At 64.8% G+C, this 24963-nt stretch carries 21 protein-coding genes; 3 read left to right on the forward strand and 18 right to left on the reverse strand.

Going from position 1 to position 24963, the window contains the following annotated elements; all coding sequences use genetic code 11:
- Window positions 1-7: 7 nt before the first annotated feature.
- The 11 genes from KY496_RS15305 to KY496_RS15355 all read right to left on the reverse strand — a co-directional run bounded on the left by KY496_RS15305 (window position 8) and on the right by KY496_RS15355 (window position 14647).
- Window positions 8-2941 carry a type VI secretion system Vgr family protein gene (locus KY496_RS15305; protein ID WP_219861381.1) on the reverse strand — a complete coding sequence of 978 codons (2934 nt, stop codon included), beginning with the start codon at window positions 2939-2941 and terminating at the stop codon, window positions 8-10.
- 180 nt (window positions 2942-3121) lie between these two features.
- Window positions 3122-3616, reverse strand: a complete 495-nt coding sequence (locus KY496_RS15310; protein ID WP_005665197.1) for a hypothetical protein — start codon at window positions 3614-3616, stop codon at window positions 3122-3124.
- Between the two features lie 144 nt (window positions 3617-3760).
- Complete coding sequence (locus KY496_RS15315) at window positions 3761-5173, reverse strand: IgA Peptidase M64 (protein ID WP_219861383.1); 1413 nt, start codon at window positions 5171-5173, stop codon at window positions 3761-3763.
- Between the two features lie 84 nt (window positions 5174-5257).
- Window positions 5258-5932 (reverse strand): hypothetical protein, encoded by a 675-nt coding sequence (locus KY496_RS15320; protein WP_005665195.1) that lies wholly within the window; start codon window positions 5930-5932, stop codon window positions 5258-5260.
- A 1-nt stretch (window position 5933) separates the two neighbouring features.
- Window positions 5934-6668, reverse strand: a complete 735-nt coding sequence (locus tag KY496_RS15325; RefSeq protein ID WP_219861385.1) for a hypothetical protein — start codon at window positions 6666-6668, stop codon at window positions 5934-5936.
- 65 nt (window positions 6669-6733) lie between these two features.
- Window positions 6734-9736 (reverse strand): tubulin-like doman-containing protein, encoded by a 3003-nt coding sequence (locus tag KY496_RS15330; protein ID WP_005665193.1) that lies wholly within the window; start codon window positions 9734-9736, stop codon window positions 6734-6736.
- A 42-nt stretch (window positions 9737-9778) separates the two neighbouring features.
- Complete coding sequence (locus tag KY496_RS15335; RefSeq protein ID WP_005665192.1) at window positions 9779-10609, reverse strand: DUF4384 domain-containing protein; 831 nt, start codon at window positions 10607-10609, stop codon at window positions 9779-9781.
- A gap of 28 nt (window positions 10610-10637) precedes the next feature.
- Entirely contained in the window at window positions 10638-11933 is a 1296-nt protein-coding gene (locus tag KY496_RS15340; RefSeq protein WP_219861387.1) for a caspase family protein, read from the reverse strand.
- A 66-nt stretch (window positions 11934-11999) separates the two neighbouring features.
- Window positions 12000-12737, reverse strand: a complete 738-nt coding sequence (locus KY496_RS15345; RefSeq protein WP_005665189.1) for a hypothetical protein — start codon at window positions 12735-12737, stop codon at window positions 12000-12002.
- Between the two features lie 184 nt (window positions 12738-12921).
- Complete coding sequence (locus tag KY496_RS15350) at window positions 12922-14142, reverse strand: cyanophycinase (RefSeq protein ID WP_219861389.1); 1221 nt, start codon at window positions 14140-14142, stop codon at window positions 12922-12924.
- Window positions 14143-14209: 67 nt separating this feature from the next.
- Complete coding sequence (locus KY496_RS15355) at window positions 14210-14647, reverse strand: GNAT family N-acetyltransferase (RefSeq protein WP_071361347.1); 438 nt, start codon at window positions 14645-14647, stop codon at window positions 14210-14212.
- A 173-nt stretch (window positions 14648-14820) separates the two neighbouring features.
- Here KY496_RS15355 and argH point away from each other — a divergent pair, with 173 nt between their 5' ends.
- From argH to KY496_RS15370, 3 genes are all read left to right on the forward strand, one after another.
- Window positions 14821-16218, forward strand: coding sequence for an argininosuccinate lyase (gene argH, locus KY496_RS15360; protein WP_184236814.1), 1398 nt, complete (start codon window positions 14821-14823; stop codon window positions 16216-16218).
- Between the two features lie 75 nt (window positions 16219-16293).
- The gene (locus KY496_RS15365; protein ID WP_219861391.1) at window positions 16294-16959 is read left to right on the forward strand and encodes an HAD-IA family hydrolase; all 666 of its coding nucleotides are present in this window, start codon (window positions 16294-16296) and stop codon (window positions 16957-16959) included.
- Window positions 16960-17025: 66 nt separating this feature from the next.
- A complete protein-coding gene (locus tag KY496_RS15370) occupies window positions 17026-17253 on the forward strand; it encodes a hypothetical protein (RefSeq protein ID WP_219861393.1) in 228 nt (75 codons plus the stop codon).
- Window positions 17254-17262: 9 nt separating this feature from the next.
- Here KY496_RS15370 and KY496_RS15375 read toward each other — a convergent pair whose 3' ends face one another.
- Genes KY496_RS15375 through paaH form a run of 7 tightly spaced genes read right to left on the reverse strand, consistent with a single transcriptional unit; the run spans window position 17263 to window position 24963 of the window.
- Window positions 17263-17730, reverse strand: a complete 468-nt coding sequence (locus tag KY496_RS15375) for a cupin domain-containing protein (RefSeq protein WP_219861394.1) — start codon at window positions 17728-17730, stop codon at window positions 17263-17265.
- Window positions 17731-17771: 41 nt separating this feature from the next.
- Window positions 17772-19823, reverse strand: a complete 2052-nt coding sequence (gene paaZ / locus KY496_RS15380; RefSeq protein ID WP_219861396.1) for a phenylacetic acid degradation bifunctional protein PaaZ — start codon at window positions 19821-19823, stop codon at window positions 17772-17774.
- A 23-nt stretch (window positions 19824-19846) separates the two neighbouring features.
- Complete coding sequence (paaY, locus tag KY496_RS15385; RefSeq protein WP_219861398.1) at window positions 19847-20446, reverse strand: phenylacetic acid degradation protein PaaY; 600 nt, start codon at window positions 20444-20446, stop codon at window positions 19847-19849.
- A 3-nt stretch (window positions 20447-20449) separates the two neighbouring features.
- A complete protein-coding gene (gene pcaF / locus KY496_RS15390) occupies window positions 20450-21655 on the reverse strand; it encodes a 3-oxoadipyl-CoA thiolase (RefSeq protein ID WP_219861399.1) in 1206 nt (401 codons plus the stop codon).
- Between the two features lie 12 nt (window positions 21656-21667).
- Window positions 21668-22981 (reverse strand): phenylacetate--CoA ligase PaaK, encoded by a 1314-nt coding sequence (gene paaK / locus KY496_RS15395; RefSeq protein ID WP_219861401.1) that lies wholly within the window; start codon window positions 22979-22981, stop codon window positions 21668-21670.
- Window positions 22982-23006: 25 nt separating this feature from the next.
- Window positions 23007-23444, reverse strand: a complete 438-nt coding sequence (paaI, locus tag KY496_RS15400) for a hydroxyphenylacetyl-CoA thioesterase PaaI (protein ID WP_219861403.1) — start codon at window positions 23442-23444, stop codon at window positions 23007-23009.
- Window positions 23434-24963, reverse strand: a complete 1530-nt coding sequence (gene paaH / locus KY496_RS15405; protein ID WP_219861405.1) for a 3-hydroxyacyl-CoA dehydrogenase PaaH — start codon at window positions 24961-24963, stop codon at window positions 23434-23436. Before paaH ends, paaI begins: the two co-directional genes overlap by 11 nt.

Genomic DNA, 24963 nt, shown 5'->3' on the forward strand with positions numbered 1-24963 from the left:
TCATCACCTATCTCCGGTCAGGTTGTACGGCGCGGTAAGGACCGAGCGGCGCATTGCGCAAAAAGGCCTTGCCATTTCCATCCAAGCTAACAGTTTCGGACTGCTTTCCCTGAAATTTCATATTTATGAGCTCATTTGTAAGTGCATTTCCATCGGCATCCACATACTCAATAGTTAAATCACGCTTCACATTGAGTTCATGAATTTTTTTGGCGATCTCCGCATTTGAAACGCTGACTGGTCCACCCAACTCCTTCTTGCCAGCCTTGAACTCCACCTTCCCAGGCGCATGCAACATGATGTTGCCCCCTTCAAGCTTGAGCATCGCCCCCTGCGCCGTCATCAACAAATGCGTCTTCGCCGCAGCCGTTACCGTTTTGGTGACACTTGCAACGGTGATCGCCTTGTCCGCCGTAATCCGCGTCGCATCCGACTGACTCTGGCAACTCACCTTGCCGCTGGCAGCGTGCAACTTGATCCCGGTCTCCTGATTTGGCTTGCTACCGTTGCTCGCCTTCCCATACGTAAACAGACTGATCCCGCTCGCCGTGACGTGATGCCACGCGCCCTGCGCCGCGAAATTGATATCCTGCCCAGCGCTGATGTTCGAGGTGAACCCTGCGCAAAACACCGCATTCGCGGGAGTCGCGGCGACGATCCCCTTTGGACTGGATAGTTGAAGATGCGGCTCCTGATACGCCGTGGCCTGTCCGCGCCCAGACGCATCGCCGGCCAAACCGTTGAGCACTTCGGCCGTATGCGCAAGCTGCGCGATCGCCGGCAAGTCGCCTGCCCCAGTCTGGGCATCCTCACCAGCAACCTTGAGCACCGCGAGATGCTGCCGCGCAGTCGACGCCAACGTCCGCTGCAGGCTCTCGCTCTCGCCAAGCTGTGCCAGCGCCGCGCTGGAATCCATCTGCGCCATGCGCGAACGGTCCGTCGACAGCAATATCCCACCTCCGGCCCGCAATGCCGCCGCGTGTCCGGTTTTCAGTTCACTCCCAAGCCCCACGGTCTGCAGGCGCTGGTTATCGGTCTGGTGCCGTAGATGCCCCAGGCTGAGCTCATCGCTGTCCCGATGACCGGCAGCATGCCGCTGCAAGCTCAGTCTCGCCTGCGACGCACTGTCGTCGAACACGAGCTGGCTATAAGCCCCCTGTCCCTCCTGGCTCGCCCCTATCGCCTGGCTTTTAAAACCGGACAAGACGGCAGGATGGCCGTGCGCGCCTTCCTCGCCAGCGAACCAGGCCGGCGCATTCCCGGTCGACGCTCCCGGCCCGACCATGGCCTGGTTATGCTGGGCATCCACGGTTCCGCGTCCGTTGTACAGGGCGCCCACGATGACCGGTCGGTCGATATCGCCATCGAGGAAATCGACCAGCACCTCCTGCCCCACGCGCGGCACGGCATGACCGCCCCAATTGGGTCCAGCCACCGGCGCGAGCCCGGCAAGGACGCGAACCCAGGTGCCCGCGGTATCGTCCCCGGGCGCGCCGGCATGGCCATCGGGGGCAGGATGCTCGAGACGGCTGTGACTCGGCTGACCCGCCCTGCCTCGCTGCCAGTGAAACTGGATCTTCACCCGGTGATCCCGATCCGTATGAATCTCACTGCCGCGGGGCCCGACCACGATGGCGGTCTGCTGCCCGTGGATCGTCGGACGTGGATGCAGCAACAGCCCCTGCCCGTCGCTGCGGCTGGTCCGATAGGACACCTGCACCCGGATCGCATCGACACGATTCCTGTAGACCGGGCGCTCCCCGGCATGCTGTCCGGCCGCGTGCAGGCTGTCTTTCTGCTCGGCGGCGATGGTCTCCGCCAGCCGGGAATTGCCGAGCGCCTGGATTATTCCGGCCTTCATCTGCGCGGTCAGGTTGTTGTGCATCAGATGACGCACGCGCGTCACGATGAAACGGCGCGCGTCGCGCCCTGTTTCCTTGTCGTGGCAGGCATGACCGGTCAACGCAAACACCGTTCCCGGCGCCATCGTGCGCACGGTCCCGGCGCCGACGAAGCATTCGCTGCGGGTTTCCAGCGCTTCCATCTGGTTGTCGGCGATGCGCTGTCCCCGATCGCGGTCAGGATAGGCATACTGTCCCGGCGCATCGCTGCTGACCATGCTGATCGGCCCCGCTTGCATCGCTGCGGACGAGACCAGACGCTTGCCGCCCGAGCGATAGTCCCAGCTCTGCATGGCGACGCCGGTGGCGAGCAGGCGTGCCTCATGGCGCCAACGATCCATGCTGTCCTCGCGCATGACCGCGCCGGGCCGGGTGAACCGGACTTCCGCCTGCGTATTCGTCCTGAACGCGCCGTTGTGATCCGCGATCACCAATTGATGACTGCCCAGGCCACGGTTACCCGCGTCACCCTGGTGCTCGAAGTAATAGAACAGCCCCTCCTCGCTCATCAGACGCTGCGCGAACGCCCAATCGCTTTCCTGATATTGCGTGCTCAGGCTGCGAACGGGATACATGCTCCTGTCCGCGATATCGAAGCGCCATGCCGGCGCCAGGGTTCCCCGGCCTTGCCAGGCACGAAAGACGGCGTCGAGAATGTCGAAGACGTTCTTGTCCTGGAATATCCGGCTATCCCGCCCGTGTTCGAGGAATGCGCACCATGGCTGCAGCACCAGGGTGTAACGCGCCATCCCGCCATTCGCGCCATTGATGCCGACCGACGTCAGGTGACCATGAAAATGCCTGGGTCCGCTGCCGCTTGTCTCCAGCTCGAGCAGCGCAGGTTGGCCAAGCAATCGCCGCAGCGATAAGCCGGCGTCCTCGGACAAGGCGCTGATCGTGAACGCATAGTTTTCACCGAGCGCCTCTTCCCCGCGCACGCATTCGGCCAGCAACACATCCGGCCCGAGAGGCGTGTGCAATCGCAGCAGCCTGCGCGATTGCGTAAAGTGCTGGAATAGTGAGCTAGCTTTTGCAAGCATGGCAGTTCCTGGAGGCATCGGACACCTGATTGGATACCTACTCCGAAACCGATGACTTGCGCTGGCGCATGCCTCCCACCAAAACGCCGCGCTTGCAACACCAATGGAAAAAGCCCCAAAACCGTCATCTGGATTTGGGGCTCGACGCGCCCGAAGGCGCGGTGTCAGCGAACGTTGGGCTTAGTTGCGGGCAGCAGCCTTGTGCACGTCGGCTTGTGCTTCAGCACGCACCTGATCGGTCTTGGCTGCAGCGGTTGCCTTGTCGGCTGCCGCATCAACCTGTGCCTTCAGCACTTTTTCGTCGGCCTTGATCATTTTCTTCTCGGCTTTCAGATTGGCGTCGGCCACTTTCTCTTCAGCCTTGGCCATCGCCTTGGCGCGGTCTTCCGGATCGGCCTTGGCCACTTTTGCAGCTGCGTCAGTGTGCGACTCGACCAGGTCGGCGTGGGCCTTCGACTTGGTCTCGGCGGCCTTGGCCATGGTCTTGTTCACTTTTTCGTCCGCCTTGATGGCGGTCTTGATTTCCTTCTGTTCTGCCTTGATCACGTCTTTTTCGGCATTGGCTTCCGCCTTGACGATCCGGTTGTCCGCGGCGGTGGTGGCTGGCGCGGTGGTTTGTGCGTGAGCAGCGGTAGCCATCAGGCCGGCGATCAGGGTAGCGAGCAGTTTGTTCATGATGTGTTTCCTTTCTGGTGGTCTACACAGTGCGGGGTTGCCTGTGCAGTCGTTGTTGTTCTTCAGTGATTCCAGAATAGGCTTATCGCAGCGCCGGGTCTGTTAGACAGCCCACAGTCAAATTGTCAGAGTTGTAAGCAAAGATTACTGCTGAGCAGGCCCAGCATAGAGATCGATGATGTCGCCGATGCCGTCCTGGCACACCGGGCAGAACTTGTCGCTGCGATCGAACATCAGGCATTGCATCGCCGGCCGGTAGTAGCCGCTGGCTTCGTAGTTGGCGCCTTCAAAGGCGCCGATCGTATGCCGGTGCGGCTGCTGCGCGAACAATGCGTTGGTACGCTTCAGGTCTTCATGGAACAGCGCGCTCATTTCGGATTCCGGGCGATTCTCGGCGCGCAGCGCGGCGCGCTTCTTCTGGTAGGCGCGCGACTCTTGTTCGTATTCGGCCTTGGGCCACGGCGTCGGCAGCGGTGTGCCGTCCTTCACGTGGCGCTGCCATTTGAGGTTGGCGGGGTCGCGCAGCGCGGTGACGTTCGGCTCCCACGGTTCCATGCGGCCGCTGGCCGGCTGGTAAGCCACGGGCGAGGTGTAGTACTCATCGGCCAGGCCGGCGAAGTGGTGGCCGAATTCGTGCACGAACAGGTAGTCGGCCCAGTCGTTGCCCGCCGCCGCGGTGCTGAACTGGCCGAAGATGCCGCCTCCGCCATAGGTGTCGTTGTTCACCAGGATCTCGATGAATTCATACGGCGCGTGCTGGGCGATATCGCGCAGCGCGCGGTTGTCGAGCGTGAGCACATAGCGTTCGCTGCCGAAGATGTCGTAGCGCGTGCCCAGCGCGGACGGATTGTGCACGCCGGTCGACGGCCGGCTGATGCCCGACTTTTCGGTCGGCGCCGCCATCGCCCAGACATTGAAATCCTTCGCGCGTTCACGGAACGGCGACACCGAGAACAGGTGCTTCGTCAGGCGGCGCGCATCCTGCTCGAACTTCTTCATGTCCTTCTGCGTATAGCCATCGCCCAGGATCAGGAGGTCGACCTTGTCGGCCGACGGCCCGCTGGAGTGAATCGCGACCGGCGTCGCCAGCGCCGGCGGCTGGCGCCGGATGACGTCCTGCGCATTCGGATCGACCTCGACGCTCCAGGCCACCGAAAACTGGTTGCGCTCGTCGCGCTTGAGGATGCGCACCCGCACCGCTTGCGCGAACTGCGGGAAGCGCACCGATTCCTGGAATGAGCGGCTGATCCGGTTCGCCTCCTCGGTGGTGCGCCATTCGCCGAACACGGTCGAGAAGCCGCGCGAGTACAGCAGGTCGCCGGTTTTCGCATCGACCACCTCGACCCGGTTCTGGCCGCGGTTGGTGTCGTCGAGATTGCGCGCCATGCTGCCCGGCCAGGGCAGCGGTTCGATCACCACGCGCTCGATGGCGTAGGCGTCTTGTAGTGCATTGCCGCTGTGGGTGTAGTCGAGACGGACCGTGGCCGGCTGGGCAGCCCAGGCAATCGAAGCAAGTGCGCCCAGCAGCAACGCAGCAAGAAAATGAGACAGGCGCATCGCGACTCCTGGAAAGTAGATCGCGATATTCTAAGCCCATCCTCCTCCCTGTCTACCGTCTTGTGCGGCAAGCGCCGACGATGCCTATTGGTCGCTGTAACGGGCGACCAGCGCCTGGAACCGGACATCGTCGTGTAGCGCCGACCATTCGGGCGCGGCTCGCACGTCGGCCGACCGGATCCCTTCCCCTTCGAACGCACGATGCAACAACCTCACCGCCGCATCATGATCACCGCTACGCGCCGCGGCCAGCGCGGACGAATAGATGCTTGCCACGACCGGCGCCGGGACGGCAAGCGCAACGGGAGCCGGCGCTGTCATTGGAGCCGGCGCTAGGTCCGGTACAGGCGCGGGACGATGCGCGACGGCGGTGGACGTGACCGTGACAGCCGACTGCATTTGCGCTTGCGCGGACACGCGCCGGTAATAGATGCGTTCAACCAGCGGCAAATCGAGATACATGCGGTCGTCGTCGACCAGGTTGAAGGTCAGGCCGAAATACAGCGGCAGATCGAGCGTGATCTCGCTGCCGTCCTGGCTGATGCCGCCAATCGGTACCGCGACCTCGGCTCCTGCCTTCAGCATGTCGCGCGAGATGGTCAGTTCGGGGCCGATCGGCACCTTCAGGCTCATCACCTGGAAGCGCTCGGCGCGCCATTGACCGATGATTTTGCTGCCATCTTCACGCGCGCACCCGGTCATCAGCAGCGCCAGCGACAGGCATACGAACGCCTTTCCGACCGGGTGCACAGGCCACATCTCAGGCGCCTTTCGGACGGTACTGTTCCACCAGCTTCACGAAGCGCGCGTCCTTGCGCAACGCGTCCAGGTCGGGGTCGGCATCCATCTCGCGGAAATGGGTGAAGCCGGCGAGGAACGCGCCTTCGAATTCCTTCAGCGCGTCATCAGTACGTTCCTGCTTGAGACGCAGGACGGCCATGTTGTAGTAGACGAGCGGCTGCTTTGGCGCACGGGCACGGGCCGCCAGCAACTCCTTCTCTGCCTCTTCCAGCTTGCCCTGAGCCATCCTTGCAATGGCAACTTTCATCATTTCATTGGCAGCGGCCTGATTGCCGGATGCTTCCGCCTCTCCCGCCTTCCCGTCCAGCAGCTGCTTCTCGCCCTGCAGGCGCAAGGCGGCGGTATCGGTTTCGGATGGCGCGATCCCGAAGCTGGCCTGCTGCACTTCCGGCTGCGCGACCGCACTGTCCGTCGCCACGACGGCTGGGACCGGAGCGGCCACGACCTCTTCCATGGCAGGGCCGGACGGCGATTGGAGCACCAGGTAGCCGCCCACGCCGGCCGCCAGCACGACCGCCGCGGCGATTGGCGCCACGAGCTTGTTCTTCTTGCCTGCGACGGGGCCTGCGGCCTGGGCTTCCAGCAGCGTGGAGCAGCCCGGGCACTTCAGGTCTTCCCCCGGTGCGCGTTCAAACACTTCGCCGGCATTCGCGCGGTCGCAATCGCCCAGGGTCGGGCACTTGTACTTGGCCATATCGTTACTCTCTCTTCAATGTTGTATGGTGGCCGGCCGCGACGGCGGCCGGCACGGTCAAGCGGTCAGGCGGCGATGCCGATGATCGAGCGCACCGGTGCGGCCAGGCCCTGCAGCTGCTGGTATGCCGGATCCTGGTCATCCTGACCGGCTTCATCGAAGCGGGCGCGGGCCAGGGCGCGGAAGGCGGTGTACAGCTCTTCCTTCTTCTCCTGGTGCTTGAATTCGCTGTCGATGCGGCGCGTGACTTCACGTTCCACCAGGCCACGCAGGTCTTCGCTGTGATCCGCGTCGAACACGGCATCCCAGTTCCGGCCTTCCATCACCTTCGAGGCCGGCAAGCCATCGACGTCGTGGATGAATACCCATTCCTGCAGGCCGGTGGTGCGGTTCTGGCGTTCTTTGATCATGCCCAGCAGGCGCGCCACCAGCAGGATCGGTTTGCGCCGCGCCAGGAGCTGCAGCTCGGCCGATGACTTGGCGTACAGCGGTGGCAGGCGGCGGCCATCACCGTCGCTGTGCAGCAGGATCGATTCGTTGCGGTCGCGCTGCAGGCCATCGTAGTGACGCTTCAGCTCAGCCAGCGATTCAATGAAGCGTGCCGGCATCATCGACGCGATCTTCATGATCACGATCTGGTTCGGCAGATTGCCGGTCGCAACCTTGGTATCGGGCGCGGTGGGGTCCTTCTGCTCCTCGAACATCCTCGCCAGCATGGCCCGGAAGCCGCTCTGGTGCTGGCACTCCGGCACGAACACGCCGACGGTCTGGGTGCGGCCCTGGCTACCGCCGGCATTATTGGCCACGGTGCGATCGACTTCGGTCTTGTTGAAGGTGAGCAGCGACCCCGCTTCGTCGTACAGCTCGCGCACGAAGTCGCGCAAGCCGTCGTGGTTGGCGTCGTACTTCTTCTGCAGGCGCTCGACGATATTCACACGCAGCACTGGCGGCATGCTGGTCGCGATCTCGGCGTGGGCGAGCTCGACGATTTGGGCCGACTCCTGCGACAGGCAGTTGATGATGCCGCCCAGGCTCAGGCTTTGCAGGAGCTGGTCGAACGAATTCACCTCGGTGCCCCCCAAGTCGATGATGGCCTGGCGCACGCGCTGGGTGCGCGCGCCCTGGGCCGCCTCGTCGATCGTGATCGCGCGCATCACGGCGCCAATGGCCTCCTGGTCGAATACGCGCTTCTGGTAGGCGGCATCCGCCGCGCCAAGGCGCTTGTCGCGTTCATTCCCGAAGCGCTTGGTGGCTTCCGCCAGGTTCTGGTGCAGCTCGTCGATGCGCGCGCGCAGCGTCAGCAGTTGTTCCTTCACGAACGGCAGCAGGGCGGCGCCGAACTTCAGGCCTTCGAGCTGGGTGCGCAGCACATACAGTTCCTGGTGCTGGGTAGCGATGTCCGAGAACAGCGCGCTGCGCTTGTCGGTCAGGTGCTTGCCGAAGAAACCGACACTGTTGAATTGTTCGTTGAGCTGCTGGGTGCGTCCCTGCACCGATTGCAGCGCGGCCGGCATCTTGGCGATGCGGTCGGCGTAAACACCCATGCGTTCGTCGACCAGCGCCACCAGCGCATCGGTGAGGTGGCGCAGCTGGATCAGCGACGCGCCGCCGGCGCGCCAGCGACCAAAGAAATCCTTCTCGATATGACGGCCGATATGGCGCGCCATCTCGAGCCGCGCATTGCCCTTGACCTCATAGAACTTGCGCACCCCACCCAGGGTCCGGTAGGTATCGTCGAAGACCTTGGCCAGGCGCGTATTGAGCGCCGACACCCAGGTAGTCTGCTCGAGAGTCGGGTCCGCCTTGATCTCGGGCACGAGGAGGCTGACGATCTGCTTCCAGTATTCCGGGCTCGGCTTCCAGTTCGCGTTGCGCGCGTCGTCCTCGAGAATGCCGCTTTCCAGCATCAGGTGGGCGTCGGTCAGCAGCAGCGACTGGGCGGTTTCGGGTTGGCGTGCCTGCGCGCCCCAGTCTTTTTCCACCGGTTCATCAGCATAGCCCTCACCCTGGCGGAAATTGTTGAACATCAGCTGGCGCGCCGCCTGCTCGGCAAAGCCATAGGCCAGGTATTCCTTGATTTCCTGCTCCGGCACGACCACGCGCTTGATGCCGAACGACAGGAACAGCTTGGCGCGGGCCTTGCCGATGTCCTCGTCGCTCTCGAAGTTCTTGATATCGTTCTCGCCTTTTTCCGCACGCCCCAGGCCTTCCCACTCCTTGTTCAGGGTTTTCTGGTAGATGAACTCGGCAACGATGTTCGGCACTTCCGACTCGACATCGAACTGGATATTGTGCTCATTGATATTGTTTACCAAGTAACAGCCGTTGAAATATGTGGCATGCTCCATTGGGGTTCCATCCAGCAAGTTCACCGGATGGTATTTGCCAACCGCCATCGCGTTCAGCTCGGACAGCGCGGCATAGCCGTTCGCATAATAGTTCTCGAAGCCAGCCACGTTCTTCACGCGTTTGGAATTCTTTTCTGGCAGCAGTGCGTACACCAGGATGCGGTACTGTTCGTAATGCGGATACTTGTGGCGGATCTGCGCGACCGCGTCGACCACCGAACCGCTGCCAGTGCCGCCGGCCAGGCCGCAAACCACGTGAATGGTCACGCCGACTTTGCCGGGACTGGCCTCGAGCTCCCTGACGCGGCCTTCCAACGCCTTGACGAAGCTGGATGCGTTCTGCGCGAAGACGAGACGGCCCAGCTTGCGGCGCTGGGCCGCGCCGGCCGTGCTCGGGTTGACGAAATCGAACACGCTGCGCGGCTCGACCCATTTCTTCAGGCCAGGGAATGAGTCGGGGTCGTCCAGCACCGGGCGTACATTGCTGGCGGTGTTGATCAGGTATTCGCTGCGGTTCAGGCCGACGTCCTTGCCGAGCACCTTCCACTCTTCCTTCTTGTCCAGCTCATCATTGGACGTGTCGATGTAGAGATAGCCGAAGCGGGCCAGCGAACGGTCCGGTTCCTGCGTGTCCTTGTTACGCTCGATGGTCTTGCGAATCTGGCGGATAATCTTGCCGCCGCTGCCGCCGAGGCCGATGATCAGGTGGTTGTGAGACATATCAGTTTTCCGTCTGGTAGTAGGGTGCGCGCCGCAGGCGGCTTATTCGTGGGCCAGCTTGATCTTCAGGAACAGCTTGCTGTCGGCCTTGCCGCTGGTCTTCTTGACGACGTACGAGGCCACCTGCCCACCGTCGCCCGGCGCCGGGTCTTCGCTGAAGGTGATCGCCTTCGAGGTATAGGCCGGGGCGGCGCAGGTTGCCGCGTCGTCCTTGTAGGTGATCGCCTTCGAGGTATAGCCGCTCGAGCCGTTGTCGGCCAGCAGCGGCGTGCCCGGCAGCGACTTTCCGCAGCTACCGTGGTCGACGCCGGCCACCAGGTCGGGCTGCGACTTGCCGAGCAGCTCATTGACGCCGCCGCGCATCGGGGTCGGCGACAGGAATACCAGCAGGTGTTCGGTGCCAGGGGTGGCGTCGAACTCGAACGCACCGCGGCTCGGCAGGAACACCGTGCCCATCGCATTCACGTAGTTATCCTGACCGGCCACCGGGAAGATCTGCGACAGCTGGCCATGCGGATCCTGGTTCAGGACATAGACGTAGGACGGGCGGTTGACCTTGACGCCGAGCTGGAAGCGGTCGCCGTTCCGGAAAGTACGGCTGGCCAGCACGTCGCTCGTGCTGCCGTCGGCGTTCTTCAGGCGAATGAAATAGCTGGCGCCGATCTGGCGTGCAGCCAGCGCTTTTTTCGGCTTGGCGGCGCTGTCCTGCCTGGCTGCCACGACCGGCTTGGCTTCGGTGCTCTTTTGCGCGGTAGATGCCGCGACAACATTGCCGTCTTCACCGAAAAACAGCGACTTGGCAGTGTAGCCATCCTGGGCCGCCGATGCGCCCGACAGGAGCAGAAGGCTGGCGGCAGCGAATGCGTATTTCATGTGAGTTCCTATTAGATGTATTGGCGCGTCAGAAGCGGTTGAGGATGGCGGTCTCGGTGGCGAAATGGCGCGGCACCTGCGTCATCCGTGCGCGACTCACTTTTCGCGCCATGTCGCTGGTAAATTGACGGGCTCGGTCAAACGCCGGCTCGACATGTCCTTTTTCTTCTTCCAGGAAAGCGAAGAAGGCCTGGGTGAAATACGATCCTTTGAGCTCGCGGTTACCGAGCATGAAGGTGCCGTTGCTTTCCGGCGCCAGCGACAATTCACCTTCGCTGGTCGCGGTGATGATGGCGTAGGCGCGATCGCCGGCAATATCAGCCTTGTCCTGCCGGACCTCGCCCGGTTGCGGCCGATCGTCGACGAACCGGATGGCCTTGGTGGTGTACGCGGCCCCGGTCCAGGACTGCAGCGGCAGGCCGGCGCGCTCGACCCGGCCACCATTGGCCGCCAGAATGTAACCGCCGCTTTGATCGGGGAAGCCGCGCAGCATGTCGCCGCTATAGCAGGTATCGATGAAGATGCGGGTGTTGCGAGTCGGTTTGCGCGCCAGATTCTGCACCAGCGTATCGGCCACCGACGTGCGCTGCAGATTGAGTTCCTGCTCGGTCCTGTCCGCGCCACCGGCGTTCGAATCCCATGCCACGATGGACATCTTGCGCTGATCGCCGCCCCTGGAGGTCGGCAATGGCGCGTTGCCATGGCTCGAGATATACACGAACAGCTGGTCTTGCGGGCGCAGCGTACGTTCGATCCTGCCAAGCTCGCGCTCGATGGCGGCCTTGGTGGCGCTGGACCCGAGCAGCTCGGTGACCTGGTAGCCCGCGCCGCGCGCCGCCTTCACCACCACCCGCGCGTCGTCCTCCCCCGGCACCGCCGATATCCGCGTATGGTCCTTGAAGGTATTGATGCCGACCACCAGGGCGATATTGCGGGCCGGCGCGCGGCGCTCGGCTTCCGACAGCGAGGCAACTTGCTGCTCGCGCACCTCGTCCTCGATGCGCTTGACGCGCACATCGGCCGGATAGAACGGCGAGGTCGACTTGATACCGACCACCGACTGGACAATCATGAATGCACGATCGACCTCGTCTTCGTTGGCATAGCTGCCGACGAGCTGCACCCTTCCAACCAGGTCGCGCTTGATGGTGGCGCCAGGCAGGCCGTGCTGGCGCAGCTTGGCCTGGATCGACTGCATCAGAGACTCGGGAACGTTGTAGGCGTAATAGGCATGCTGGTAGCCGTGCAGCTGGTTCGCGGCGCAGCCGGACAGAACGAGCGCCACCGCCACGACGGCGGCGCGCAGAAATGCGGATGTAATCATGGTATGGGGCCGGGGACGGCCGCACGCGGGCCGCGCCCGGCCATCCCGGCATTCAAGAAAGGCAGGTCAGGAAACAGTGACGTTCTTCGTCATCGTGACAGGCGATTTGCCGCCTGCCGATGCGCTCATGATCACGCGATAGACGGCGCCTGCCGGGGCCTCTGCCGACACCGGGAACGACAACTTCTCGACCGAACGGCCGGCTTCGACGGTGCGCTCGATCCGCGCCTCGTTCGGAATCTGGATTTCGACCTCGGTACCGTCGGTCGTCACGAACAGCTTGCGCTCGAAGACCACCGGGGCTTCGGCATCGGTTGGTGTCAGGACATCGTAGGTGGTATCGATCGCCAGCCGCTCACCCGGCCTGACCGATACAGGCACGCTCACGTCCTGCAAATGGACGAGCACGCCTTGGTTGGCTTTATAGTTGTGTTCCTTTTTCACCTGGGCCAGCGACTTGCCCGGATCGCGTACCAGGCTCGATGCGGTGATCCAGTTCGGATTCTGCTTGGTGCAGGTGTCGACCGCGGTGTAATAAGCGGTGGCCCATCCCGCAGCCAGACCGCCGGCAGCGCCCAGCAGGGCGGCTTTGCCAGCTTTCTCCTTATTGCCGGTCAACAAGGCGCCGCCCAGGCCGGAAAACAGGCCGATTGCAGCGCCTTTGACGGCCAAGCGGCGCTGCTCTCCCGTCGTGCAGGCATCCAGATCGGCATAAGCCGATTCTTGCGCCAGCGCCGGCACTGCAACAAGATTGAAACCAACAATAGCTAGCGCAACGCTCGCGGCGTATTTGATGACCTTCATGGCTTTACTCCCTGGTTTTATCTTTGTTTCGGCATAGCACTGTGTTGCCAGTGTTTTACCTAATTTTGACAGGAGTATCACACATATATATTTTAAGAAACTATCCAATAGTCACAAGCGGGTTGCATGTAACTGGTTTTCCCAAAAAATTGTTCAATATCTGCCTGAGATACAACAGTATTGGTCAGCGATACTGATACAACGGCCTTTGCACCACGATCGGCCGAATATCGAGCCGCACGTTATACACCGAATACGCTTCGCTGAACGCCGACTGGTAACCCACGCTCTCGCTCACGCGACTGAGCTTGAACTCGAAGCCCAGGTCGGGCCGCTCGGCGTTCGGGCTGTCCAGCGACAGGCCGATCGCGTCGACCTGGTCGCTGTCGATCAGCTTGGCCATCAGGTCGACCACCGTGCCGTTGCCGAGGATGTCGGCCGAGAACAGCGGGCCGCGCCAGTAAGGTTTCTTGGCGTCGACCTTGCCATGCGCCTTCTCGGGCGCCGGCATGAAGGTCTTGGTGGCCAGGTTGAAGCGGTCGCCATTGTCGAGGTAACTGAGGCGCCCGTTGGCGAGATTGAAGCTGCCGTCGCGGGTGGCGGCCTCGCTCAGGTCGACCAGCAGCGCGCCGCGGTAGCCGATCACCTCGACGTCGCGCCTGGCATTGACCACCATCGCCGTGTTCTCGTCGATCCCCAGGCCGATCTTGTAGCCCTTGGCCAGCATGGCCGGCAGCATGCGCGCGAAGCGCCCGCGCACCAGCAGGTGCTGGTCGATGAAGACGTCGTCGCCGATGAAGCCCAGGCCGCGCGTGATCTGGCGGCCGTCGTCGACGCCATGCTGGAGGGTGGACAGGATCGAGCGCGGGTGGCCGAACATGGTGCTGCTCATGATGGCGGCGCCGGCGCTCGAGCCGGCGATCACGCCGCCGCGCCGGTACATGTCCCACAGGGCGTCCAGCACCCGGGTGTTGCTGCCGTCGGCCCGGCGCAGGACGCCCGTGATGCGCCCCTGGTCGCCGCCCGAGAAATACGCGCCGCCGGCCGTGCGCACGGCTTCGGCCAGCTTGGGATCGTCGGCCGCGGCGCGGCCGTCGGCGCCGTCCAGGCGCTCGGCGACCGGGACGAAGAAGGCGTCGGCGCCATAGCGGTTCAGGCGCTCGACGAGATAATTGCCGGCGCGTTCAGGGCTCGCCGAGGCGGAGGCGAACACGGCGACGCGTGCGCCTTTGCCACCCGCGAGTTCGACGATACGTTCCCACACGGCATCATTGTCGGCGCGCAGGGCGCCGCCGATGATGACGAGCGAACCTTTCGGTGGCTTCGGTTCCGCGTCGGCGGCATGGCTGGCACTGCTCGCCAGCAATGCCAACGCGAGAATGGCATGGACGACGATCTGGAGCATAAGACTTCCTCTGATGAGCCATCAGCGTAAGCCTGATTCCAGATTCACGTCGCCATGTTGAGTCCGCTCAGGACAAATAGATGTTGGGAAAATACCGCTCCATCAATGTCTCTGGACGCAACGGTGGGGTAAAGCCGAAGCGCGCGTAGAGTTCGTGCGAGTCGGTGGTGGCCAGGGTGAAGCGGCGCAGTTTCTGCAGGCTGGGGTGGCGCAGCACCACGCCGATCAGTTGCTTGCCGTAGCCGTTCCCGCGGTACTCGGGCACGACGAACACGTCCACCAGGTTGGCAAAGGTGGCGTAGTCGGTGATCACGCGCGCGAACGCGATCTGGCGGCCGTCGAGGTAGCCGCCGAAGCACAGCGAATTCTCGATGGCGCGCTCGACGATCGGACGGGAAATGCCCACGGCCCAGGTCGACTGCTCACTGAGGAAGCGGTAGATCATCGGGATATCGAGCCGGGACTGGTCGGTACTGACCTGGAAGCTGGAATCGTTCGTAATCATTGGGCTTGCAAAGCTGGCAAAAAAACCATTCTAGCGCCGTTTGGCCCCATATCGGTTTCGATTGCGCTCTGCAGCGGGCTTTTTTTCGCTAGCTTTCTCCAGGTAATCTGCCCTCCGGAAGACGTAGCGGCGACGCGGTTTATAATCTTCGAATCCCCAACCGGAATTCCACCATGACCGAACAATTCTCCAAAAAAGCCGAAGCCTGGTCGGCCCGCTTCTCCGAACCCGTCTCCGATCTCGTCAAGCGCTACACCGCGTCCGTGTTCTTCGACAAGCGCCTGGCGCAATACGACATCCAGGGCTCGCTGGCGCACGCCGAGATGCTGGCGGCCCAGGGCATCATCAGCGAACATGATCGCGCCGAGATCGAACGCGGCATGGCCCAGATCCGGTCCGAGATCGAGGCCGGCAGCTTCGAATGGCTGCTCGACCTGGAAGACGTGCACCTGAACATCGAGAAGCGCCTGACCGAACTGGTCGGCGATGCCGGCAAGCGCCTGCACACCGGCCGCTCGCGCAACGACCAGGTCGCGACTGACATCCGCCTGTACGTGCGCGCCGCCATCGACGACATCCTGGCCCTGCTGAACGGCCTGCGCGGCGCCCTGACCGACCTGGCCGAACGCCACGCCGACACCATCATGCCGGGCTTCACCCACCTGCAGGTGGCGCAGCCGATCACCTTCGGCCATCACATGCTGGCCTATGTCGAGATGTTCGGCCGCGACGCCGAGCGCATGCAGGATGCGCGCCGCCGCGTCAACCGCCTGCCGCTGGGCGCCGCCGCCCTGGCCGGCACCACCTTCCCGATCGACCGCCTGCGCGTGGCCAAGACGCTGGGCTTCGACGACGTCTGCCACAACTCGCTGGACGCCGTGTCCGACCGCGACTTCGCCATCGAATTCACCGCTGCCGCATCGATCCTGATGATGCACGTCTCGCGCTTCTCGGAAGAGCTGGTGATGTGGATCAGCCCGCGCATCGGCTTCATCGACATCGCCGACCGCTTCTGCACCGGCTCGTCGATCATGCCGCAAAAGAAAAACCCGGACGTGCCGGAACTGGCGCGCGGCAAGACCGGCCGCGTCTACGGTCACCTGACCGGCCTGTTGACCCTGATGAAAGGCCAGCCGCTGGCCTACAACAAGGACAACCAGGAAGACAAGGAGCCGCTGTTCGACACCATCGACACCGTCCTTGATACGCTGCGCATCTTCACCGACATGGCGTCGGGCATCACGGTCAAGGCCGACAATATGCGCTCGGCGGCGCTGCAGGGCTACGCCACGGCGACCGACCTGGCCGACTACCTGGTCAAGAAAGGCCTGCCGTTCCGCGACGCCCACGAAGCCGTGGCGCATGCGGTGCGCGCCTGCGACCAGGCGGGCTGCGACCTGTCCGAGATGTCGCTCGAGACGCTGCAGGGCTTCTCGCCGCTGATCGAGCAGGACGTGTTCGAAGTCCTGACCCTCGAGGGTTCTGTGGCGGCGCGCGACCACGTGGGAGGCACCGCGCCGAACCAGGTGCGCGCGGCTATCGTGCGCGTGCGCCAGCAGCTGGCAGAGTAATCTACACCATTGCAGCGGGCCGGCGCTTTTCGCGTCCCGGCCCGCTTTTCATTTCTACTACCGATAGCTGAACCAATGACCGCCCTACCCGCACGCGACTACGCCGCCTTCCTGTTCGACATGGACGGCACCATCCTCACTTCGATCATCGCCGCCGAGCGCGTCTGGGCCGCCTGGGCCCGCAGCCACGGCCTGGACGTCGACGTCTTCCTGCCGACCATCCACGGCAAGCGCAGCATCGACACGGTGCGCAGCGTCGGCCTGCCCGATATCGATGCGGAAGCCGAGGCGCAGCGCATCACGCTGGCCGAGATCGAGGATGTCGAGGGCATCGAGGCGATCGCCGGCGTGGCGGCTTTCCTCGCCACCCTGCCGGCCGACCGCTGGGCCATCGTCACGTCGGCCCCGCGCGCGCTGGCCGAGGCGCGCATCGCCGCGGCCGGGCTGCCGACGCCGCCGGTGATGGTGGCCGCCGAAGACGTCCAGCGCGGCAAGCCGGCGCCGGATCCCTTCCTGCTGGGCGCCGAAAAGCTGGGCATGCGCCCGCAGGACTGCCTGGTGTTCGAGGATACGCTGGCCGGCCTGCAATCGGCCGAGGCGGCCGGGATGGACAGCATCGTCGTCACCGCCACCCATCACCAGCCGCTCGAGACGAAGGTCACCGGCGTGCCGGACTACGACGACCTGCGCGCCATCCGCACGCCGGAAGGCCTGCTGCGCTTGCAGCGTACGCGCTCCTGAATCGTGCTCCTGCATGATTCCGAACGTGGTCCCATAGTACGAACGACCGCATTATGGAGAAGGATCATGCAGCGCTACGCCAACCGAAGCGGCCATTCCGGCGTCGTCGCCTATGAGCTCGGGGCCGACTCGATCACGGTGAAATTCACGGGAGGCGACCGCTACCTGTACGACGTAGGCAGCACCGGCGCCGACCATATCGCGCGGATGCGCGAACTGGCGCGCGAAGGTCATGGCCTGTCGACCTACATCAGCCAGCATGTGCGCGACCGTTACGCGCGCAAGCTGGACTGAGGCCGGGCGCTAGGCGTCGCGTTTCGGATATGGCGTCCCGTCCTTGTGCAGATAGGCGTTCGACGCCTGCTCATAGCGCATGTCGATGTCCGCATAGGTCACCACGTCGGCCTTGTTGCGCGACCCGATCACGAGAAACACGCCCGGTCCCCAGCTGCGATTGACCAGCTGGTGGCCATTCGGACGCCCGGCCGGGAAAGCGGCGTGGTCGCCCGCGCGCATCACGGTCTCTCCCTCATCCGTGATGAGCACGAGTTCCCCCGAGATGACCGTGACGAATTCGTCCTCGTGCGAGTGCCAGTGGCGCTGCGACGATGCGGCGCCAGGCTGCAGCTCGACCAGGTTGACGCCGAATTGCGTCAGGCCGCCTGCATCGCCCAGCGCCTGGCGCGTGCGGCCGTCCACCGCCTCATGAAATGGCGCCGGATAGCCGGTGCCGCTCAACACCGGAATACTGTTCAGATCGAGTCTCGACATCGCACGTCCTTTCGGCTGCCCTGAATGAGTGAGGCGCGCGCTCAGGCGCGCTTCAGTACCAGCGTCAGGATATCGTAGCTCGCCACCAGCTCGTCGCGCTGGTTCGTCACCTGCACGTCCCACGCCACCACGCCCTGTCCCCTGCCCTGCTCGTCCGCGCGGTTGCGGTCGACCTTGCGCTTGCAGGTCAGGCGCGCGCGGATGGTGTCGCCGATCGCCACCGGCGCCACGAAGCGCAGGTTGTCCAGGCCGTAGTTGGCCAGCACCGGGCCCGGCGCCGGCGACACGAACAGGCCGGCCGCCGCCGACAGCACGAAGTAGCCGTGCGCGATGCGCTGGCCGAACTGCGTGTCTTTCGCCGCGATCTCGTCGAAGTGCATGTAGAAGTAGTCGCCCGAGACGCCGCCGAAATTGACGATGTCGGCTTCGCTCACCGTGCGGCGGTGCGTCAAGAGAGAGTGGCCCATCTCCAGGTCTTCGAAGTAGCGGCGGAACGGATGGATCTCGCTTTCCTTGACGGCGCCACCGCGCACGTACTCGCCAGTGACCGCTCCCAGCATGGTCGGCGAACCCTGCACCGCCGCGCGCTGCAGGAAGTGCTTGACGGCGCGGATGCCGCCCAGCTCCTCGCCGCCACCGGCGCGGCCCGGACCGCCGTGCTTCAGTTGCGGCAGCGGCGAGCCGTGGCCGGTGCTGTCCACCGCGGCTTCACGGTCCAGGATCAGCACGCGGCCATGCGAGGCCGCGGCAACCGGCACCGCATGCGCCGCGATTGCCGGGTCCCTGGTGGCGAGCGTCGTCACCAGGCTGCCCTTGCCGCGCGCGGCCAGCTCCAGCGCTTCGTCGATGTCGCGGTAAGTCATCAGGGTGCTGACCGGGCCGAAGGCTTCCACGTCGTGCACGGCGTCGTTGTCCATGGCGTTGCGGCACAGCAGCAAGGTCGGCGCGAAGAAGGCGCCGCTGGCGACGTTGTCGCCGACCGGATTGAAGCCGTCGCGCGCGCTGAACAGGACCTCGTTGCCGCGCGCGAGCAGCTCCACCCGCTCGCTGACGTCGCGGTGCTGGTCTTTCGAGGCCAGCGCGCCCATGCGCACGCCCTCCACTTTCGGATTGCCGACCGTAATCTTCGCCAGGCGTTCGCGCAGGCGTGCGCCGACCGTATCGACCAGCATTTCCGGCACGATCACGCGCCGGATCGCGGTGCACTTCTGGCCGGCCTTGCCGGTCATTTCGCGCGCCACTTCCTTCACGAACAGGTCGAACTCCGGGTCGTCGGGCGTGACGTCCGGCGCCAGGATCGCGCAGTTGAGCGAGTCGGCTTCGGCCGTGAACGGCACCGATGCGCGGATCAGGTTCTGGTTCGAACGCAGCTTGGCGGCGGTGTCGGCCGAGCCGGTGAAGGTGACGGCGTCGAATCCTCCCAGGCGATCGAGCAGGTCGCCGGTGCTGCCGATTACGAGCTGCAGCGCGCCGTCGGGCAGCAGATTCGACGCCATCATCATCCTGACCACGGCATGGGTCAGGTAGCTGGTGGCGGTGGCCGGCTTGGCGATGCAGGGCATGGCCGCCAGGAAGCTCGGCGCGAATTTTTCGAGCAGGCCCCAGATCGGGAAATTGAAGGCATTGATGTGCACCGCCACGCCGCCGCGCGGCACCAGGATGTGGGTGCCGGCGAAGCCGCCGCGCTTGCCCAGCGCCATGGCCGGGCCTTCGTGCAACACGTTCGACGACGGCAGCTCGCGCGAGCCCATGCTGGCATAGGCGAACAGGGTGCCGATGCCGCCTTCGACGTCGACCCAGCTGTCCTGGCGTGTGGCGCCGGTCAGGTGCGAGATGTCATACAGTTCTTCCTTGCGCTCCATGAGGTAGAGCGCCAGCGCCTTCAGGCATTGCGCCCGCTTCTGGAAGTCGAGACGCATCAGGCTCTTGTTGCCCGTCTTGCGCGCGAATGTGAGCGCCTCGTCGAAATCGATCTTCTCCGCATGCGTGTGATAGATCAGCGCGTCGTCGAGGGCGCTGTGCAGCGCGGTGTGCGCTTCCTGGCCGTGCCAGCGGCCGGCGATCAGGCTTTGTAGTGTCGGGATGTCACCCATGTTCTGTCTCCTCGTTTATCTCTTCAGACTCTCGGCTTGTGCATGCCGTCAGCGTCGAATGCGATGCGTTGTCTGTCCGGCTCCACTTCGGTATCCGCCTCGACCTCACGCATGGTCTGCAGCGAGCGCACGGCCAATTCGTGGTACTGGCGGGTGCCGAAGCTCTTCCATTGCACGTCTTCGTCCGTGAGTTCGCGCATCACCTTGGCCGGTGTGCCCATCACCATCGAGCGTGGCGGAATCACCATGCCTGCCTTCACGAAACTCATCGCGGCCACGATCGATTCTTCGCCGACGACAGCCTTGTCCATCACGACGGCGTTCATGCCGACCATCGCGTTGCGCTTGACGCGGCAGCCGTGCAGCACGGCGCCGTGGCCGATATGGCCGTCGACCTCGACGACGGTGTCTTCGCCCGGGAAACCATGCATCACGCAAGTATCCTGCAGGTTGGCGCCCTCTTCCAGGATCAGGCGGCCGAAGTCGCCGCGCAGCGAGGCCAGCGGCCCGATATAGCAACGCGGGCCGACGATCACGTCGCCGATCAATACCGCCGACGGGTGGACGTAGGCGCTCGGATGCACGACCGGACGCACGCCGTCGATTTCGTACACTTTTACCATCGATTACACCCGCTCCACGATCAGGGCGATGCCCTGGCCGACGCCGATGCACATCGTGCACAGGGCGTAGCGGCCACCCGTGCGGTGCAACTGGTTCACGGCCGTCATCACCAGGCGCGCACCGGAGGCGCCCAGCGGATGGCCGATGGCGATCGCGCCGCCGTTCGGGTTGACGCGAATGTCGTCGTCCGCCAGGCCGAGGGCGCGCGTGACGGCCAGGCCCTGGGCGGCGAAGGCTTCGTTCAGCTCGATCACGTCCATCTGGTCGAGCGAGAGGCCGGTCTGGGCCAGCAGCTTTTTCACGGCCGGCGTCGGTCCATAACCCATGATGCGCGGCGCCAGGCCAGCGGTGGCCATGCCGACCACGCGTGCGCGTGGCGTCAAGCCGTGGCGGCCGGCGGCTTCGCTCGACGCCAGCAGCAGTGCGCAGGCGCCGTCGTTCAGGCTCGAGGCATTGCCGGCGCTGACCGAGCCGTCCGGCGTCACCACGCCCTTCAATTTGGCCAGCGCTTCGATGCTGGTGTCGGGGCGCGGCTGCTCGTCGGTGTCGACCACGCGCGACTCGCCTTTCTTGAGGGCCACCGTCACCGGCACAATCTCGTCCCTGAAGAATCCCGCTTCGTTCGCGCGCGCCCAGCGCTGCTGGCTGCGCAGGGCGAAGGCATCCTGGTCGGCACGGGCGATGCCGAATTCGCGCGCCACGTTCTCGGCGGTCTCGGGCATCGAGTCGATGCCGTACTTCGCCTTCATCGCCGGGTTGACGAAGCGCCAGCCGAGGGTCGTGTCTTCGATCTTCGCCGCGCGCGAGAACGCGCTGTCGGCCTTGCCCATCACGAACGGCGCCCGGGTCATGCTTTCGACACCGCCGGCGATCACGAGTTGCGCCTCGCCGGCCTTGATGGCGCGCGCGGCGGTGCCCACGGCGTCCATGCCCGAGCCGCACAGGCGGTTGATGGTGTTGGCCGGCACGTCTTGCGGCAGGCCGGCCAGCAGCGCGGCCATGCGGCCGACGTTGCGGTTGTCTTCGCCGGCCTGGTTGGCGCAGCCGTAGAACAGGTCGTCGACCGCCGTCCAGTCGACATCCTTGTTGCGGGCCATCAGCGCCGCGATCGGCAGCGCGCCAAGATCGTCGGCGCGGATGCTGGACAGGGCGCCGCCGTAGCGGCCGAAGGGGGTGCGGACGGCGTCAACGATGAAGGCGTCGATCATGAAAATCTCCAGTTATGGTTTTGGACGGCGGTCGACCACGCGCCTGGCCTTGCCGGTCAGGGTGCGCTCGATGCCTTGCGGCGGCAGCAGGGTCACGCGGGTGGTCACGCCGACATAGGTCTTGATGCAGTGCTGGAGGTCGCGGCACAGCGCGTCGACGCTGTCCGAAGGCAGGCTTGAATCACGCAGCTCGCCCAGCACCTCGAGCGTGTCGAGATGGCCGTCGCGCGCCACCACCAGCTGGTACTGCGGCGCCAGTGCCGGCATCTTGAGAATCAATTCTTCGATCTGGCTCGGGAACACGTTCACGCCGCGGATGATCAGCATATCGTCCGAACGGCCGGTAATGCGGCCCATGCGGCGCATCGCACGCGAGGTCGGCGCCAGCAAACGGGTCAGGTCGCGCGTGCGGTAGCGGATGATGGGCAGCGCTTCCTTGGTGAGCGAGGTGAACACCAGTTCTCCTTCTTCACCGTCCGGCAGCACTTCGCCGGTGTCGGGGTCGATGATCTCGGGATAAAAATGGTCTTCCCAGATCACGGGGCCGTCCTTGCTCTCGATGCATTCGCTGGCCACGCCCGGCCCCATCACTTCGGACAGGCCATAAATGTCGACCGCATCGATGCCGGCGCGCGCCTCGATCTCGCGCCGCATCGCGTCGGTCCATGGTTCGGCGCCGAAGATGCCGACCTTCAGCGACGAGGTGGCAGGGTCGATGCCCTGGCGCGTAAACTCCTCGACGATATTGAGCATGTACGAGGGCGTGACCATGATGATCGATGGCTTGAAGTCGCAGATCAGCTGCACCTGCTTCTCGGTCTGGCCGCCCGACATCGGGATCACGGTGCAGCCCAGGCGCTCGGCGCCGTAGTGGGCGCCCAGGCCGCCGGTGAACAGGCCATAGCCGTAGGAGATGTGCACCAGGTCGCCCCTGCGCCCGCCGGCGGCGCGGATCGAGCGCGCCACGACGCTGGCCCAGGTGTCGATGTCGTTCTGCGTGTAGCCGACCACGGTCGGCTTGCCGGTGGTGCCCGACGAAGCGTGCACGCGCACCACCTGCTCGCGCGGCACGGCGAACAGGCCGAACGGGTAGTTGTCGCGCAGCGTCTTTTTCTCGGTGAACGGGAATTTGGCCAGGTCGGCCAGCGTCTTCAGGTCGCTCGGGTGCACCCCGGCTTCGTCGAACGCGGCGCGGTAGTGCGGCACGTTGTCGTAGGCGTGCTTGAGCGTCCACTGCAGGCGCTGCAGCTGGAGCGCCTGCAGCTCGTCGCGGCTGGCGCGTTCGATCGGTTCCAGCTCGCCATCAAGCGGAATGCGTTGGACCATCTCGATCTCCTTTATACGTGTTGATTCACGCGTCCAGCGGCACCAGGGTGCCGGCGACGCGGTGCGACTTGCCCCGGAACAGCGCGATCGTGCGCCCGTCCTGGTCCGTCACGGCGACGTCGTAGACGCCGGTCTTGCCCTGCAGCGCCTGCTCCACCGCCTCGGCCACCAGCACGTCGCCGGGACGCCCGGGAGCGAGGTAGTCGATGCTGCAGCCGGCGCCGACGGTATTGAAGTTGTGCGAGTTGCAGGCGAAGGCGAAGGCGCTGTCGGCCAGCATGAAGATGTAGCCGCCGTGGCAGGTGGCGTGGCCGTTGAGCATGTCGTCGCGCACCTTCATCGACATGCGCGCATAGCCGGGCCGGATCTCGAGCAGCTGCATGCCCAGGCCCTGGCTGGCCGGATCGCGTTCGTACATCGTGCGGCCGGCCAGCTCGGCCAGCCGTTGTGCGCTACTGTGCATGAAAACGCGCTCCCTGCGGGTCAAACGCCAGCTTGCGGCGCAATAGCGGCGAGACGCGGTAGCGGTCTTCGCCATAGGTGGCGGCCAGGTTGGCCAGCACGGTGACGACCTGGCGCAGGCCGATCGTGTCGGCCCAGGCCAGCGGGCCGCGTGGGTAGTTCACGCCCTTCTGCATCGCGATGTCGACCGCGCGGGCGCTGCACACGCCCTGGTTGACGGCGTCGGCCGCCTCGTTGGCCAGCATCGCCACGGTGCGCATCACGGCCATGCCGGGCACGTCGTCCAGCCGCGTCACGGCGAAGCCGGCGGCCTGGAACAGCCCGACCGCGGCCTGCCACGCACTATCGCTGCACTGGTCAGCGCGCGCCAGCGCGATGCGGGTGGCGCCCGCCGGGTCGAGCAGCAGGTCGAACAGGATCGTGTCGCGGTGGCCGTCGGCCTCGGCGCGCTCGGTGGCGCTGCGGCCATCGGTCAGGTAGATCGCGGCGCCTTCGCAATACAGGCCGGGCGCGGCCTCGATGGCGACCGGTTCCAGGCCGGCGCCGCGCAGGCGACCGGCGACCGCATCGACCGCACCTCGCGCACCGGCGTAGCGCACCGCCGACGGCTTGCTGCCTGCCGCCTCGGTCTGCGGCGCCGGCTTCGGGACATCGTCGCCATAGCGGTAGAAGCCGCGCCCCGTCTTGCGGCCCAGGAAGCCGGCGCTGACGAGTTCCTGCTGCAGGATCGAGGGCGTGAAGCGCGGGTCGTTGTAATAGGCGGCGAACACCGAGTTGGTGACCGAGAAGTTGACGTCGTGGCCGATCAGGTCCATCAGCTCGAAGGGCCCCATGCGGAATCCGCCGCAGTCGCGCATCACGGCGTCCAGCGTCGCCACGTCGGCGGCTTGCTCGAGCAGCAGGCGCAGGGCTTCGGCGTAATACGGCCGGGCCACGCGGTTGACGATGAAGCCGGGCGTCGACTTGGCGTGCACCGGGCTCTTGCCCCAGCTTTCCGCAACGGCGTGGACGACGTTCGCGACGTCGCGGCTCGTCGCCAGGCCGCTGATCACTTCCACCAGCGCCATCAGCGGCACCGGATTAAAGAAGTGCATGCCGACCAGGCGTTCGGGGTGCCGTAGTTGCGCGCCGATCGCCGTGACCGAGATCGAGGAGGTATTGGTGGCCAGGATGCAGTGCCGGCCGACGACGCCTTCGAGTTCGGCGAACAGGGCGCGCTTGGCGTCCAGGTTCTCGACGATGGCCTCGATCACGAGGACGGCGCCGGCGGCTTCCTGCAGTGACGCGATCAGCTTGAGGCGTTCGCGCGCCAGGTCGGATTCGACCGCGCCCATGCGGCCCTTCTCGACCAGCTTCGCATAGGTCTTGCCGATCTCGAGGATGGCCTTGTCGGCGGCGTCAGGCCGGGTATCGAACAGCAGGACCTGGTGGCCGGCGGTGGCCGCCACCTGGGCGATGCCGGCGCCCATGGCGCCGCTGCCGATCACCGCGACCGTGCTGCCTGGAGGGATGGCGTGCAT

Origin of the sequence: Massilia sp. NP310 (assembly GCF_019443485.1) — a bacterium.
In the GTDB taxonomy this organism is placed as follows: Bacteria; Pseudomonadota; Gammaproteobacteria; order Burkholderiales; family Burkholderiaceae_D; genus Telluria; species Telluria timonae.